Below are 16,536 nucleotides of genomic sequence, written 5' to 3' on the forward strand. Positions count from 1 at the left end.
TTTTTTTTTTTTTTTTTTTTTTTTTTTTTTTTTTTTTTTTTTTGCATTTTTTTCAAAATTTTTCATTTCTTTTTTCAAAAAATGTAGTATAATAATAAAGGTAGGTGATTTTATGTTATCTAAGAATAGGCAAGATAAGATACTTGAAGTATTGAAAAAACAAGGCAGAGCGAGTTTTATAGAATTAGAAAAAATTTTAAAAACTTCCTATGCTACAATTAGAAGAGATTGTGAAGTTCTTGAAACTATGAATTTAATAACTAGAATTTCTAAGGGTGTGGAAATAAATATAGTGAAAGATGATATAGACATAGAATATCGAGAAATAAAAAATATTTCACAAAAAAAGAGAATTGCTAAAAGGGCAGCACAATTTTTAAAAAGATCTAGCTTTATTTTTCTTGATTCAGGAACCACTATTAATGAATTAATTCCTTATCTTAAAGATAAAGATATAGTAGTTGTTACTAATGGAACTATGCATCTAAAAAAATTGATGGATAATAGAATTGAAACAATAATAATAGGAGGAAGAGTTAAGAAAAAGACAAGATCTGTGGTTAGTCCTGAAGCAATTAAGCAAATAAAAAAATATAGATTTGATAGTTGCTTTATGGGAGCAAATGCTATTAGTGAAGAACTAGGTTATATGACACCAAATACAGATGAGGCTGAAATAAAGACAACAGTTATTGCTTGTTCAAAAAAAGCATATGTTTTGGCAGATAAATCAAAATTAAACAAAATATCAAATGTATGTTTTGCAAATTTTGAAAAATGTATTTATATAGGAGAAGATAATGATATACACAGTAACACTTAATCCAGCTTTGGATTATGATATTTATTCGGAAAAATTTGAACTAAAAAAATTAAATGAAACAAAAAAAATTGAATTTAGAGCTGGAGGTAAAGGAATAAATGTTTCAATAATGTTAAATAATTTAAATGTTGAAACTATAGCTTTAGGCTTTATTGGAGGCTTTACAGGAGAATATATTTTAAAAAGTTTAAATAAGCAAAATATAATGAGTGATTTTATTGAAATCGAAGATACAAATAGAATTAATATCAAATTAAAAGTTGGAGAAAAAGAAGAAACTGAAATTGCGGGTGTATCACCAGTGATTTCAAAAGAAAATTTAGAAAAATTAAAAGAAAAAATATCAAAATTAAGAGAAGAAGATATTTTAGTTTTGGCAGGCTCTATACCTACTTGTTTTTCAGAAAAGTTATACAAAGACTTGGCGAATATAACAAAGGCTAAAGTAGTTTTGGATACTAGAGGAGAACTATTATTAGAAAATATATCAAATAATCTTTTAATTAAGCCAAATAAAAAAGAATTAGAAGAAGCTTTTAATATAGAACTTAAGACTAATGAACAAATTTATGAAGTATGTAAAAAGTTTTTAGAAAAGGGAGTAGAAAATGTTTTAGTTTCTTTAGGAAAAGATGGGGCTATTCTTGTTAAGAAAAATAAGATGTTAGTTGCCAAAGTACCTAAGGGAATAATGATAAATACTATAGGAGCAGGGGATTCAACAGTCGCAGGTTTTTTAACAGGATATACTCAAAAACTAACTGATGTAGAAATATTAAGATTAGCAGTAGCCTGTGGTAGTGCAACAGCATATTCTTATGGTATAGGTAAGAAGAAAATGGTATATGAATTAATAAAAAATATAGAATGTGAGGAAATTAGTTATGGACATTAGAAGTTTATTTGACAAGGATCTATTTATTAAAGAACTTGTGTCGTCAACAAAGGAAGAAGCTATTTGCGAAATGGTGGAAAAGCTATACAAAAATGGTGTTGTAAGTAATAAGGAAGCTTTTTTATCTGAAGTATTAGAAAGAGAAAATATTGCACATACAGCTTTTGATACTGGTGTTGCTACACCGCATGCTAAAAGTAAATATGTAAAAGAAGCAAAAGTTTTAGTTGCAATAAAAAAAGAAGGAATAGACTTTAGTAATGGTGAAGAAAAAGAAGCTAAATTATTTTTCTTAATTGCTGTTCCTGAAAATGAAGCTAATTTACATATAGACATATTGTCAAAATTAGCAGGTCTTATTGAAGATGAAAAAAAGATAGAAAAAATATTAGAAACACAAAATTATGAAAGCTTATTAAATAGTTTGGAAGAAAAAAAAGTAGTAAATATAAAAGATAAAAAAGGTTTTGTTGTAGCAGTTACAGCTTGTCCTACAGGAATAGCACATACTTTTATGGCAAGAGATGCCTTGATTAAAGCAGCTAATGAAATGGGAGTGGACATAAAGGTTGAAACTAATGGAACTGATGGAAGAAAAAATGAAATAACAAAAGAAGATTTAGAAAAAGCTAAAGGAGTAATATTAGCGATAAATAAATCAGTTGACGAATCAAGATTTAACGGATATAGAGTTATAAAAGTAGGGGCAAAAGAAGGTATAAGTAATGCTAAAAAATTAATACAAGATACACTTGATGAAAAAGGAAGTATTGCTAATTTCAAAGCTAGCCTACAAAGTGAAGGTGAAGTAAAAACTGAAGGTAAGAATATTTATAAGCATTTAATGAATGGTGTTTCATATATGTTACCGTTGGTAGTAAGTGGAGGTATATTAATAGCCTTAGCCTTCTTAGTTGATACATTAACAGGTCATGGTGGAGCAGGATCTGATTTTGGATCAGTTAATGCCTTAGCAAAAACTTTAAAAGAAATAGGTGGAGCAGCATTTGGTTTATTTGTTGCTGTACTAGCAGGGTACATAGCTTTCAGTATGGGACAAAAATCAGCCCTTGCTGCAGGATTAGTAGCAGGTTCATTAGCAGTAAGTGGAGGTTCAGGTTTCCTAGGAGCATTAGCAGGTGGTCTAGTAGCAGGTTATATTGTTTCTAAAATGAATAACTATATTTCTAAAATTTCTGATAAATTTAGAGGTCTATATTTAATATTAGTTATACCTGTTGTAAGTGTATTAATTACAGGTTTATTGATGATTTTTGTTTTAAATCCTATAGTAGGTGTTATTAATCATGCAATGACAAATTTCTTAAATAATATGAATTCAGGTTCAAGAATCTTATTTGGTTTCATAGTTGGTGCTATGATGGCAGTAGATATGGGAGGACCAGTTAATAAGGCAGCATATGTATTTGGAACAGGGACTTTAGTAGCTTCACTTGCTACTGGTGGAAGTTCAACTATGGCTGCAGTAATGGCAGGAGGTATGGTACCACCTTTAGCAATAGCTTTTGCAACAACAATATTTAAGAATAAATATACAAAAGATGAAAGACAAGCAGGTATATCAAACTATATTATGGGTCTATCATTTATTACAGAAGGTGCTATACCTTTTGCAGCAAGTAATCCATTAAGAGTAATACCAGCTTGTATAATAGGTTCAGGTCTTGCTGGAGCTTTAACAATGTTCTTTAATATAAAGATACCGGCACCACATGGAGGAATCTTAGTTATGTTTTTATCAAATCATATTTTCTTATACATCTTATGTGTATTAATTGGAAGTATTGTAGCAGCATTAATATTGGGAATATTGAAAAAAAATAAATAAAAAAAGAGAGCAAATTTTTGCTCTCTTATTTATTTTTCAAGTTTAAATTTCCAATTTGTTGCAGTATTATTTAATACCTTATTCAAAGAAAGAATATTTTTTTGACAAGTATTATTAATATGTTCTTCACAAGCTAGTGCTGATTCTTTTGCAAAATATTCAACTGAACTTTGCCAAGTTGCTCTACCACAAAGAACACCATTGAATTTTGCTTTAGCTTTTTTAGCAAGTGAAAGTGATTTTTCAAATATATCCATACTTACACCTCCACTTAAGAAAATGTATGGAAGATCTGTTGCATCTGATTGTTCTTTTAAGAATTTTATAGCATCTTGTTCAGTATAAACATATTCACCATCTTTTGAATATTCTTTAACGAAATTCATATCTATAGGCATTTCTACTTTTAAGACATCCACTTTATATTTTCCTTTACTGAATTCTTTCATTGTTGAAATAACTTTATGAGGTCTAACTTTTGCATATTCTTTTTTATCTAAACCTTTTTCAGAATAACATAATAATTCTAGAAAGAAAGGTATATCTTCACCAGCACATTCACTACCTAATCTTTCTATAAAAGCGTGCTTTACTTTATTAACTTCTTCTGAGCCATCTATATCATAGTAAAGTAAGAATTTAATTGCATCTGCTCCTTCATTTTTAAGTTTCACTACAGACCATTCATCTAATATATCAGGTAATCTATCTACTCTTGTGGCATCATAACCTGTTTTTTCATAAGCAAATAAAAGTCCGCAATTCTTGTCTTTTATTTGTGAAGCTTCTAAACCATATTCAGGATCTAATAAAATTGCAGAAGCAAAAGGACTTAAATTTTTTGAGATAAGTTTTTTGTATTCGACTATATCTGAATTTTCTACAGTATTTTTAAACTTAGACATCATCTTTTTTATAGACCCTCTTTGATCTATTGCAAGAGCTCCAATAATTCCTTTTTCATTTGATAATTTTTCTAATTTTTCATATTTTTTTTCTGATATTTTCATATAAACACCTCATTTATTCATAAATTTTGAATTTTTTAACAACTCTATTAACTTCTCCATGTGGGAAGGGATTATCTGTATTTAAATTAAAATGTCTAGACTTGAAGAAAGCAAACATTTGACCATACATTAAATATGTGAAAATTGCTGTTATTAAATCTGTATCTTCAGAGTATAGATAAACATCCTCTGTAATCTTATCTTCTAATATTTCGTGATATAGGTCATTATCATAAAGACTAGCATGTTTTATAGGGTTTTTAAGAATGAAAACTATAGTATCCTTTGTTATTATAGATTTTGGACCATGTCTGAAACCAAGGGTACTATCAAATTTTGCTATACATTTACCAGCAGTCAATTCCATAACCTTAAGTGCTAATTCTTGAGATAAACCTTTAAAAGGACCTGAACCAAGAATAACAATTCTATCATGTTCTTTATTCGCTAATTCTTTTATTCTATCAACAGAGTTTAGACAATATTTTCTTACATCTTCAATTTTTTGAAGAACATCTTTTGGCTTGTAGAAAATTAATATTGCAGTTAATAGCATACAACTTAGACTACTTGTCATTGCAAATCCTTTGTCATTTGTACCTGCAGGCATAAGGAAGGTAAAAGCATTTTCATTATTTTTTGCTTGTAGAGCAAGATGCCCATTTGGATTACAAGTTATATATAAATGATAAATATTTTTTACCAAAGAATTTGCTATATTTACAGTTGCAACACTTTCAGGAGAATCTCCAGATCGTGCAAAAGATATTAATAAAGTTTTTTTGTCTTTATTTAAATACATTTCAGGATTAGTAACTATATCTGTTGTTGCAACAGATTTAAAGTTATATGTCTTAGTGCTATTCAAAAGAGGCATTAAAATATTACCTATAAATTCTGAACTTCCGGCACCTGTAAATATAATATCGAAGGAGTTATCTAAATTAATTTTTTCAAAAAAAGCCCTTAAATCTTTTTCTTTTTGTAAATAATCTTGATAAAGTAACTTCCATTTATCGGGTTGAGAGCAAATTTCAAAAGAAGTATTGCATGCTACATTTTCATTTTCTAAAAAATTCATAAAATCACCTCGTTTATTATTGAGTGGTATCTACCACTTACTAAAAGTATATATCATTATTTTTCTAAAGTCAACACTTGATATAATAAAAATCAAGATATATTACAAATATGAATGGTAGATACCAGTTATAAGGCGAAGTGCCGATATATTTATACGGAAAACTATGGATAAAAAAAGTATAAAATTAAATTTTATAAATTAATATCAACTTTATTTAAAAAAAATTGCAAAAAATGTCGAATGTGGGTATAATATTAGTGAAAATTAAATGATTTCGGAGGTTATGTATGAAACATTTAGAATTAAAGGAATTAACAAGATACTTAAAAAAGAATTTGAAGAAAAAAATCTCAATATCAAAGGCTTTAGTAATTTCATATATCTTAACAGGATTAGTAGGAATTCAATCTATGGCTGACTATGATGTTGTCAAAGATGGAAAATATGTTGTTCGTGTGAATGAATATCATGTTTGGTTAGGAAAGGGTCATAAATTTTTAAGACATAATAACTCTAATGCTGAATATGTACTTATAGGTAAAGATTTGGAAGGAGATTTGTGGTCAGTTTCTACAGGTCTTTCAAATGTTACTGGTCAAAATTCAATAACCTATGGTAGGGCGCTTAGAAATCCTGGACTATACTCTAGTTTAATAGGTACAGAAAGTACCATTGAAGGCGGGAATGTTAATTATACTATAGCATATGGGCATCAATTAAAGGCATCTAATACTGTAAATGGAGTTTTAATGGTAAATAATGGAAAAATAACAAATGCTTCAAATGCTGTTATTGTGGGTACACAATTAGATACTGTATCTGCACAAAACGGAATTGTTTTAGGTAAAAAAGTTGATGCTGTTAATACTAATGGTGCTGTAATTATGGGATCAGATGATTCTGGTTATAATTCAGGGTTTGGTAAACGGTACCAAAGAACAAAAGGTGAAGGTAATGGAGTAACTGCTATAGGAGCTCATACACAAGCTTTAGCCAATGCAGCGACTGCTGTGGGTGTTAGAGCTAAAGCTTCAGAGGGAGAAGCTGCAGCCTTTGGTTCTAATGCACAAGCTACTGCATCTAGAGCTGTATCTATAGGAGATAGAGCTAAAGCTACTTTAGAAAATTCAGTAGCACTTGGATCAGGTAGTGTTACAAAAGAATCAAGAAATCAAGGATATTTAATAGATGGAACATATGAAGAAAAAAATTATACAAGAGTAGCAGCCTTTGGAGGAAGAAGATTGCAAGATATATTAGCAGGTGCAGAAGATACAGATGCTGTTAATGTATTACAATTAAAAAATGCCTTAAAGAAAAAGATTAGTTTTGTTCCAGTATATGAAACACCTAATAATCCTAACGTAAAAGAAGTAAGCTTAGACGGAAGTATTAAGATAGGTGTTGGAAATTGGAATCAAACAGATGCACAAACTCAAGAAGTGATAAGATTTGCAGGGGATAATTTATCTACAACTGCAACTAATGATGGAATAATGATAGCAATGAAAGAAAGTCCTAAATTTAAGAGCTTAAAACTTGGTGAAGATGGGCAAGTAGATATAAAGTTAAAGGATAAAAATACACTATTATTAAATGATAAAGGTATTAGTGGACTAAATAAAGGAACAAATGATAATGATGCCGTAAATTTAGCACAATTAAAAACAGGTGAAGATATAGATGTAAATAAGTGGACAGAAAAGTTAAAATTAAAAAATCTTGAATTAAATTTATTTGGTAATGTAGGAACTTCAAAAAAGACTACATTAGCTCAAGGTATAAAGTATAAATCACCTATACTTAAAATTGAAGCAAAAGAGAATGGAGAAGTACACTTTGAGTTAAATGAAGCTGGAGAAAATAAGATAAAACAATTAAGTAAAGCTAGTATAAGTTTGAAAGCAAAAGATAATGATCCTATAAAAGTGGAAGAAAGTAATGGAGCATATACTTTAAGCCTAGAAAAAGATAAATTAAAAAATTTAGTTGAAACACAAAATTTAGCAGGAAAAGATTTAGATAATTTAACAGATAAGGCTAAGGGGAATATTAAAAAATTATTAGAAGTTAAAGGTGATGATAAGGACATTAAGGTAGTAAAGTCTACTAGTGATGGTAAAGATGTATATACTGTAAGCTTAGAATCTACAATTAAAGATAAGATTGAAAAAATAGGAAAAGGTACTGTAGCTGACAATGATACTAATTTAGTCACTGGTGGTCAAGTTAATCAAGCTATAACTAATGTTAAAAATGAACTAATAAATAAAGAAATTCAATTTTCTGGTGATTCTGGAGATACAATAACTAAAAAATTAGGTGAAAAAATATCAATTCAAGGTGGAAAAACTTCAGATTTAACAGAGAATAACATTGGTGTAATAAATGAAAATGGTATAATGAAAATTAAACTTGCTAATAATATATCAGGTCTTAAAGCAATTAATTTAGGAGATGTTAAACTTTCTGATGAAGGTCTAGATGTTGGAAGTCACAAAATAACTAAGCTATCTGATGGTATAAATGATAACGATGCTGTTAATTTAAAACAATTAAGAGAAGTTTTAGACAAGACAGTAAATAAGGCAGTAATTAATGTGCAAGCCGATTCACCTATGGTTGTTGCTTTAAAACATAAAGATGGTACATTAGAAAAAGTTGTAAAAGATCCTAATGATGGTAAGTACTACAAGATATCAGATATGGAAGGAACAAAGCATAAAAAAGATGCCACTCCAGTTTCGAAAGATAATGGTGATGACTTTGTTATAAGTACAATAGATGAAGATGGTGGATTAGCAGCAACTAAATCAATTAAGATAACAAAAGTTAAAGATGGTGATATAACAAAAGAAAGTACTGATGCAATTAATGGTGGACAATTAGCAAAAATTTTAGGTATAGATGGAAAAACATATAAGATTGGTGATGATGGCAAAATTGTTAAAGTTGATGGTAACCCATTGTATGATACAATTAAGAGTAATCCAAGTACAACACCAAGCAATGCATTAGAAGCAACTAATGCAATAATTGCTGCAATTAATAAAGGAATTAAAATTAAAGCAGATGACGATGAAACAAAAGATAAGAATTTGGGTGATACTATAGCACTTATTCATAGTAAAGAAGAAAAAGATGGATATAGCGGTAAAAATTTAAAAACATATTTGACAGATAAGGGAGAATTTGCCCTATTATTCAATATGAAGCCTATATTTACAGAAGTTACAGTTGGTGATGATGCAAGCGGTAAAACTGTTTTAGGTAAAGATGGTTTAACTATTAAGGGAAAAGATGGAAAAGAAGGAAAAATTACCATAGATAATGAAGGTAAATTAGCAATTAAAAATGGTGATAAAACTTCAACTTTAGTAACAGAAGAAAGTGCAAAACAAAATCTTAAATTAAGCTACAAAGTTAATGATGAAACTGATAGTAAATCTACTAGTCTTGAACAAGGTTTAACATTTAAGAGTTCTGATATAAAAATTTCATCTGAAGATAAGGGAGTTATTAATTTTAATATAGATAAGGCAAGCGATATAGATGATGCTAATAAGGATAAGTTAGTAACAGTAGATGTGATAAAGAAATATGTAGATAAACAAAAAGAAAGTGGAAACAAAGTTACAGGTGATAATTCTGATGGTACAGCCGAAGGTATCGATGATGGATTGAATGGAAAGACATTAACTGAAAAGATAAATGCACTAAGAAATGGTGAAGCAGGACCTATGGTATATACTGATAAAGATGGAAATAAGTTAAAAAGAGGTTCTGATGGTAAACTATATAAGCCTAGCGATTTAAATGATGATGGGACTGTAAAAGATGGTAAAGAAGCAGTAAAAAATGTAGAATTAAAATTAAAAGGTGATGATCCTGTTGCTTTAAATAATGTAGCTAATGCAGTGGAAAAAGTGAGTGATTTAACAGATAATGATGATTTAGTTGATGGTTATAAGGCGATTAATAAGAATGACTTACAAAAAGTTGTAAAAGCTGGTTTAAATATTAAAGGAAATAAAGGAGAAACACATCAAAATTTAGGATCAAGTTTAGAAATTAAAGGTGAAGGTAATATAGAAACTAGTGTTGAAGATGGAAAACTTACAATTACTATGAAAAAAGAAGCTTCATTTGAAGATGGTGTAAAACTTGGTAAAGGTAATATAGAACTTAATGCTGATGATGATGGAAATAAATTGACTCTAAAAGGAAAAGATCAAAAAAATGTAATATTAGATGGAGTAAATGATGGAAAGATAGAAAAAGATTCAAAGGAAGCTATAAATGGTGGACAAATAAATAATATTTTATCTAATTTAGGAGTTAATAGTGAAGGTAAACCAATAGATGGTACAAATAAAAGTTTAATAACAAAAATATTAGATAAAGATGGAAAAGAAAGTTCAAAAGACCCTGAAACTTTAGTTGATGCTATAAATAGAACAATTGAAAGAGTAAATGATGTATTTACAATAAAAGACGATAATAATGGTGAAATGAAAAAGCATTTAGGTTCAGAAATTGTAATACAATCATTAAAAGGACAAGATTCTGATTTTAGTGGGGATAATGTTAAAGTTCAAGTTAGTGATGGTAAAATTGAAATAGGAATGAAAAAAAATCCAACATTTGAAAGTGTACAATTAGGTGATGGAGCAAATGCATTAGAACTTTCATATGAAAAAGATGGATTAATGATAAAACCATCTACTGGAGAAGCACAAAAAATATTAACTGATAAAAATGTTAATGAATTTGGTCCTATAAAGATAAATGAAGGTGTTGCAACAATAGATAGCCCAAATAAAGAGCCAGTAATTTTAAGAAATTTATCAGATGGGGTTGAATTAAATGATGCTGTTAATGTTAAACAATTAAAAGCAGTTAAAAGTACAGCTAATTTTGCACTAGGTGGTGTTGCAAATGCAGTAGCTATGGCAAACTTATTACAAGTAAATTCATATTCAGATTATAGACGTAATATAGCGGTAGCATGTGGATATTATGGACATCAATATGCATTGGCTGTAGGATTTAGTGGAGTTAATGAAAAAAGAAGAGTAAACTATAGAATAAGTGGTTCAGTAAATACACAAGGAAATCTAGCACTTGGTGGAGGAATTGGAATTATGCTAGGTAAAAAGGAAGAAAGATATGCAGGTAAACTAGAAAAGCTAAATGTAGCTAAACTTCTTGATAGAATAGATGAATTAGAAAAAGATAAGATATCTGATAGAAAAGAAATTGAAAACTTGAAGAAAGAAAATCAAGAAATCAAAAAAATGTTAAAGAAGATATTGAAAAAGTAATGTAAGAGATCTCCCAGTAAAAATGGGGGATCTTTTATTAATTAACAAAATTGTATAAAATCTTGTTTATTATTGAGTGGTACCTACCACTTATTAAAAAAGATATCATTATTTTTTTAAAGTTAATACTTGACTTAATTAAAAATCAAGATATACTAAAAATATAAATGGTAGATACCAGTTGTGGAGGTGGAGCTATGCCTAATATATTGGCAGCAAGAATAGACAATAGATTAATACATGGTCAAGTCGGAATGACTTGGGTTAATAGCTTACAAGCTAATTTAATTTTAGTAGCAAATGATGAAGTATCAAAAGATACTGTCCAACAAAGTTTGATGGATATGGTAGTTCCTAGTGGAGTTCAAACAAGATATTTTTCAATTGAAAAAACAGCACAAGTAATTAATAAGGCAAGCGATAGACAAAAGATATTGCTTGTTGTAAAGACAATAGCTGATGTAGAAAGATTAACAAAATTAGGATTGAAATTAGACGAATGGATAGTTGGTAATTTACATTTTTCTGAAGGAAAGAAACAAATAACTTCTACAGTTTCTGTAACAGAAGAAGAAGTAAATATTTTTAAAAATTTAATGAAACAAAACATTAGATTCACTATTAAAGGTGTACCTAGTGATTCAGGGCAAGATATGTCTAAATTAATATGAGGAGGGCTTTTGTATGTTATTACAAGCTATTTTAATCGCTATATGGGCTGGGATTTGTGGAATAGATCAATTTGATGGTCTTGAATCAATTCATAGACCAATAGTATCTGGGTTAGTCATAGGATTAATACTAGGTGATGTAAAAACAGGTCTAATAGTTGGAGGAACATTAGAACTTGTTTGGATGGGCTTGGTTCCTTTAGCAGGAGCACAACCGCCTAACATAGTTGTAGGAGGTATAATAGGAGTATCACTTGCAATATTATCAGGATTAAATCCAACTGCTGCAGTAGGATTATCATTTCCATTTGCAGTAATTGCACAAATGTTGGTAACGCTTATGTTTACAATATTTACTCCATTAATGCATACAGCTGATAAATATGCTGAAGAAGCAAATACTAGAGGAATAGAACTTATAAACTATTCACAATTAGTTATTAGATTTATATTTTGGGGCTTGATAGCATTTGTTGTTATATTCTTTGGTGCTGAAAAAACAGGTTATTTAGTAACATTAATGCCTGAAAAATTAATACAAGGTTTCTCAATAGCAGGTGGAATGATGCCGGCAGTAGGTTTCGCATTGCTACTTAATATTATGTTAAAGAAACAATATGTACCATTCTTGATTATTGGTTTTGTATTAGCAGCATATTTAAAATTAGACATATTAGCAATATCAGGATTAGGAGTTGCAATTGCCTTATTAGAATATTATAGAGAATCAGGTAAAGCTAGTGTTAAAGAGGAGGAATATGAAGATGGAATCTAATGAAAATAAATATAAAGATACTGAAGTTAGAAAGGTTATAACACCATCATTATTAAATAAGATGATAATTCGTTCATGTTTCTTACAATCTTCATTTAATTATGAAAGAATGCAAGCTTGTGGTTGGTTATTTAGCTTACTTCCAGGATTAAAAGCAATACATAAAGATAAAGACGATTTGAAAAAATCTATGAAATTACATATGGAATTTTTCAATACTCACCCTTTCTTAGTTAATTTTATACAAGGTGTAGTATTGGCTATGGAAGAAAATAAAGAAGATATAAGTGCAATAAGAGGGTTTAAAGTAGCGACTATGGGACCTTTAGGTGGTATAGGAGATTCAATATTTTGGTTGACAGTTTTACCTATAGCAGCAGGTATAGGAGCAGCTTTTGCCATAGAAGGTCAAATAATAGGACCAATTTTCTTCTTGATCTTCTTTAATTTAATACAATTTGCATTAAGATATTTCTTAATGTACTATGGATACAATAAAGGTGTTTCAACTATTACAAAATTAAAAGAAAATACTCAAAAATTTGCTAATGCAGCAACTATAGTTGGGGTTACAGTAGTTGGAGCTTTAGTTGCTCTATATATTAAAATTAATTTGGCTGTAGTTATACCAGCAGGTAAGGCAAAAGTAGAATTACAAGCTGGAGTTATAGATAAGATTATGCCTGCATTTTTACCAGCAGTATATACAGCATTAATGTATTATTTAATTAAGAAAAAATTCTCACCTATATATCTTGTTGCAATAACATTAATAATTTCAATAATTGGAAAATATATAGGAGTATTCTAATGACAACAGCACTTTTATTAACAGGGCACGGCTTATTTTCTCAAGGTTTATACTCATCATTAAAAATGGTAATGGGAGTTAATGAAAATATTAAATACCAAAATTTTATTGAGGGAGAATCTTCAGAAAATTTAAAAAAGAATTTAAAAAATTTAATAGCTGACTTATTAAAAACAAATGATAGACTTATTTGTCTGACAGATATTAAAGGTGGAACACCTTTTAGATTGTGTTGTGAATTAGCAATAGAAAATCCAAAAATATCTGTTGTGTCAGGAGCTAATATGCCTTTGTTATTTCAACTAACAGAGCTTATGGAAGAAGATTTCAATTTAGAAGATACTATAAATGAAAGCTTAAAAGATATATTTTTATTTAAATATGTAGCTAGAAAAGAAGTAGAAGAAATAGATGGGATATAGAGTTAAAGGGGGTTAATACCTCCTTTTTCATTAAGAAGGATTTTTGTACTATTGTATAAAAAAAATTAAAATGTTAGAATAATAGAAAAAAGATATGAAGGTTAATTATGAAAAAAATTACTATAAATGATATAGCTAAAATGGCTAAAACATCAAAAACTACTGTGTCATTTTACTTGAATAATAAATTTGATGCTATGTCGGAAGAAACTAAGAATAGAATAAAAAAAGTTATAGACGAAACTAATTATTCTCCAAGTCTAGTTGCGAGAAGCTTGAGTATGAGTAAGACGAATCTTATTGGTGTGATAATAGGAGATATTACAAATGTATTTTCTAATCAAATAGTTAAAGGAATAGAAGCATATCTTAATAAATATAATTATCAAATCATAATAGGAAATAGTAATTATGAATATGAAAGAGAAAGTAAATTAATAGATAAATTTATACAAATAGGTGTAGAGGGCTTTATAGTGCAACCTACGACTAATTTTTTACCTTTAATAGAAAAAATAAAAAGAAGTGGAAAACAATTAGCATTTATTGATAGTAATCTTGAAAATGATGAGGTTGTTTCAATAAAATCTGATAACTATAATTCAGTATACAAGTGTATGGAAACAATTGTGAATAAGAATAAATATGATAGATATATTATGATAGGTGCAAGCCCAGCTGAACTTAGTACGAGAAGGGAGAGGGCGAAAGGCTTTATTGATAGCCTTGAAATGAAGAATATACCTTTTCATAATATTATTGTTACCAATGAACCTACAATAGAAGAAGTTAAAAGAAAATTATTAACTAAATTGCTTGATAATAAAAAGACTTTAATATTTGTTCCTAATTGTTGGCTACTACCAATAGTTAACCAAGTTTTGGATATTTATAGGGATAAAATGCCAAAAAGTATAGGCTTAGTTGGTTTTGATAATATAGAATGGTGTAAATTTGTATGCCCTAAGATCACGACTATAGTACAACCTGCATATGAAGAAGGATATTTGGTGGCAGAATATTTGGTAAATATGATAGAAAAAAAAGAAGAAGTATTAGAAAAAAAAGTAACATTAATGTGTAATGTTAATTGGGAAAAATCAGTAGAATTATAGGCTGGAGATAATTCAGTCTATTTTATTCTTTAAAATTTTTTTTCTTTCTATTGACAAACCGGTTTATCAAGTTATAATATACTAAACCGATTTAGTGGCTTAGAAAGAAGGAACAATGAACAAAAGTATTATTGAACGAATTTTTAATCTAGGGCTTATACCTATAGTTAAAATAGACGACATAGAAAAGGCAACTAAACTTTCAGCTTGCTTATATAAAGGAGGACTTGATTGTATAGAAGTTACATATAGAACAAAAAATGCAACTGAAGCAATAAAGAAGATCAATGAAATGGATGAAGATATTTTGGTCTGTGCAGGAACTGTATCTAATTTACAAGAAGCAAATGAAGCTATTAATGCAGGAGCTAAGGCTATATTTACTCCAGGTTTGAATGAAAAGCTTATAACTTGGTGTAAAGAAAAGAATATTTTGATTATACCCGGGGTTTCAACAGCAAGTGAAGTTGAAAAAGCAAGAGAATATGGACTTAATATATTGAAATTTTTCCCAGCAGAAGCTAGTGGAGGTGTAGAAAAGTTAAAAGCTTTATCAGCAGTATATAAAGATATAAAATTCATACCTACAGGAGGTATAAATGAAGAAAATATAAAATCTTATCTAAATTTAGAAAATGTTGAAGCCTGTGGTGGAACATTTATGGTAGATGAAGAAAAGATTAAGGAAAATGATTGGGAAGGTATAGAAAAATCAGTAAAAGAAGCTATAAGAGTAATGTTAGACTATCAACTTATACATGTTGGTATAAATGAAACAAGTAAGGAAGATGCTCTTAGAGTAGCAAATATATTCTGCGATTTATTTGATTTCAAATTATATAACAAACCAAGAAGTTACTTCGGAGGTAGAGGCTTTGAAATAATGCATAAAAAAGGTTATGGTAAAAATGGACATATAGGTATTTATACTGCTTTTCCAGAAAAAGCAATATATCAATTGAAGAAAAAAGGAATAAAAGTTCTTGAAGAAACTGTAACAAGAAATAAGAAAACTAATAGAATTAATTTAGCATATTTAGATTTAGAAATTTCAGGATTTGCAATACATTTGATAAATCCAGATGTTAAGATGTAGAAAGGAAGAATAAAATGAGAATAGCGTTAATAAATGAAAATTCACAAGCAAGTAAAAATGCATTAATTTACAAGGAATTATTAGCTGAAGCAACAAAAGCAGGGCATGTTGTAGATAATTATGGAATGTTTTCACAAGAAGACAAGCATCAATTGACTTATGTACAAAATGGATTGTTAGCATCTATATTATTGACAACTAAGGCTGCAGACTTTGTTGTTACAGGTTGTGGAACAGGGCAAGGAGCTATGTTAGCTTGTAATTCATTTCCAAATGTAATATGTGGACATATAACAGATCCTACAGATGCATATATTTATACACAAGTTAATAATGGAAATGCAATTGCTATACCTTTTGCACAAAATTTTGGTTGGGGTGCTGAAATTAATCTTAGATATATATTTGAAAAATTGTTCTCTGATGAATTTGGTGGAGGTTATCCAAAAGAAAGAGCAGTTCCTGAACAAAGAAATAAAAAAATATTAGATGGTGTTAAAAATATTACCTATAAACCACTAATTCAAGTATTAAAAGAAATAGATCAAGATTTTCTAAGAGAAACTGTAGATTACAAAGAATTCAAAGATTTATTCTTCAAAAATAGTAAAGATGAAGAAATAAGTTCATATTTAAGAAATTTACTTAAAATGTAGAATAG

13 protein-coding genes are annotated in these 16,536 nt (G+C 28.8%); 11 read left to right on the forward strand and 2 right to left on the reverse strand.

Annotated elements, in window-relative coordinates; genetic code table 11:
• Positions 1 to 112: 112 nt before the first annotated feature.
• From AWT65_RS03050 to AWT65_RS03060, 3 genes are read left to right on the forward strand one after another with little or no spacing between them, the layout of a single operon-like run.
• Entirely contained in the window at positions 113 to 823 is a 711-nt protein-coding gene (locus AWT65_RS03050) for a DeoR/GlpR family DNA-binding transcription regulator (RefSeq protein ID WP_066729242.1), read from the forward strand.
• Positions 801 to 1,718, forward strand: a complete 918-nt coding sequence (gene pfkB, locus AWT65_RS03055) for a 1-phosphofructokinase (RefSeq protein ID WP_066729245.1) — start codon at positions 801 to 803, stop codon at positions 1,716 to 1,718. Before AWT65_RS03050 ends, pfkB begins: the two co-directional genes overlap by 23 nt.
• On the forward strand, positions 1,708 to 3,567 hold the full coding sequence (locus AWT65_RS03060) for a PTS fructose transporter subunit IIABC (RefSeq protein ID WP_066729247.1): 1,860 nt from the start codon (positions 1,708 to 1,710) through the stop codon (positions 3,565 to 3,567). Before pfkB ends, AWT65_RS03060 begins: the two co-directional genes overlap by 11 nt.
• 29 nt (positions 3,568 to 3,596) lie before the next feature.
• On the opposite strand, the gene AWT65_RS03065 is transcribed toward AWT65_RS03060, so the two are convergent.
• Positions 3,597 to 4,577: a tagatose 1,6-diphosphate aldolase gene (locus tag AWT65_RS03065; RefSeq protein WP_066729249.1), complete on the reverse strand. Its 981-nt coding sequence runs from the start codon at positions 4,575 to 4,577 to the stop codon at positions 3,597 to 3,599.
• A gap of 13 nt (positions 4,578 to 4,590) precedes the next feature.
• On the reverse strand, positions 4,591 to 5,658 hold the full coding sequence (locus AWT65_RS03070) for an SIS domain-containing protein (RefSeq protein ID WP_066729251.1): 1,068 nt from the start codon (positions 5,656 to 5,658) through the stop codon (positions 4,591 to 4,593).
• Positions 5,659 to 5,948: 290 nt separating this feature from the next.
• Between AWT65_RS03070 and AWT65_RS03075 the strand changes: the two genes are divergently transcribed.
• From AWT65_RS03075 to AWT65_RS03110, 8 genes are all read left to right on the forward strand, one after another.
• The gene (locus AWT65_RS03075) at positions 5,949 to 10,985 is read left to right on the forward strand and encodes a YadA-like family protein (protein ID WP_066729253.1); all 5,037 of its coding nucleotides are present in this window, start codon (positions 5,949 to 5,951) and stop codon (positions 10,983 to 10,985) included.
• Between the two features lie 197 nt (positions 10,986 to 11,182).
• Entirely contained in the window at positions 11,183 to 11,656 is a 474-nt protein-coding gene (gene agaV / locus AWT65_RS03080) for a PTS N-acetylgalactosamine transporter subunit IIB (RefSeq protein WP_066729255.1), read from the forward strand.
• A gap of 13 nt (positions 11,657 to 11,669) precedes the next feature.
• A complete protein-coding gene (gene agaW / locus AWT65_RS03085; RefSeq protein WP_066729257.1) occupies positions 11,670 to 12,431 on the forward strand; it encodes a PTS N-acetylgalactosamine transporter subunit IIC in 762 nt (253 codons plus the stop codon).
• Positions 12,421 to 13,242 (forward strand): PTS system mannose/fructose/sorbose family transporter subunit IID, encoded by an 822-nt coding sequence (locus AWT65_RS03090; protein ID WP_066729259.1) that lies wholly within the window; start codon positions 12,421 to 12,423, stop codon positions 13,240 to 13,242. The genes agaW and AWT65_RS03090 overlap by 11 nt, the downstream gene beginning before the upstream one ends.
• Positions 13,242 to 13,664 carry a PTS sugar transporter subunit IIA gene (locus tag AWT65_RS03095; RefSeq protein ID WP_066729261.1) on the forward strand — a complete coding sequence of 141 codons (423 nt, stop codon included), beginning with the start codon at positions 13,242 to 13,244 and terminating at the stop codon, positions 13,662 to 13,664. The genes AWT65_RS03090 and AWT65_RS03095 overlap by 1 nt, the downstream gene beginning before the upstream one ends.
• A gap of 107 nt (positions 13,665 to 13,771) precedes the next feature.
• Positions 13,772 to 14,779: a LacI family DNA-binding transcriptional regulator gene (locus AWT65_RS03100; protein ID WP_066729263.1), complete on the forward strand. Its 1,008-nt coding sequence runs from the start codon at positions 13,772 to 13,774 to the stop codon at positions 14,777 to 14,779.
• Between the two features lie 115 nt (positions 14,780 to 14,894).
• Entirely contained in the window at positions 14,895 to 15,875 is a 981-nt protein-coding gene (eda, locus tag AWT65_RS03105; protein WP_066729265.1) for a bifunctional 4-hydroxy-2-oxoglutarate aldolase/2-dehydro-3-deoxy-phosphogluconate aldolase, read from the forward strand.
• Positions 15,876 to 15,889: 14 nt separating this feature from the next.
• On the forward strand, positions 15,890 to 16,531 hold the full coding sequence (locus tag AWT65_RS03110; protein WP_066729266.1) for an RpiB/LacA/LacB family sugar-phosphate isomerase: 642 nt from the start codon (positions 15,890 to 15,892) through the stop codon (positions 16,529 to 16,531).
• The last annotated feature ends 5 nt before the right edge of the window (positions 16,532 to 16,536 follow it).

The organism is Sneathia sanguinegens, assembly GCF_001517935.1.
GTDB classification, from domain to species: Bacteria; Fusobacteriota; Fusobacteriia; order Fusobacteriales; family Leptotrichiaceae; genus Sneathia; species Sneathia sanguinegens.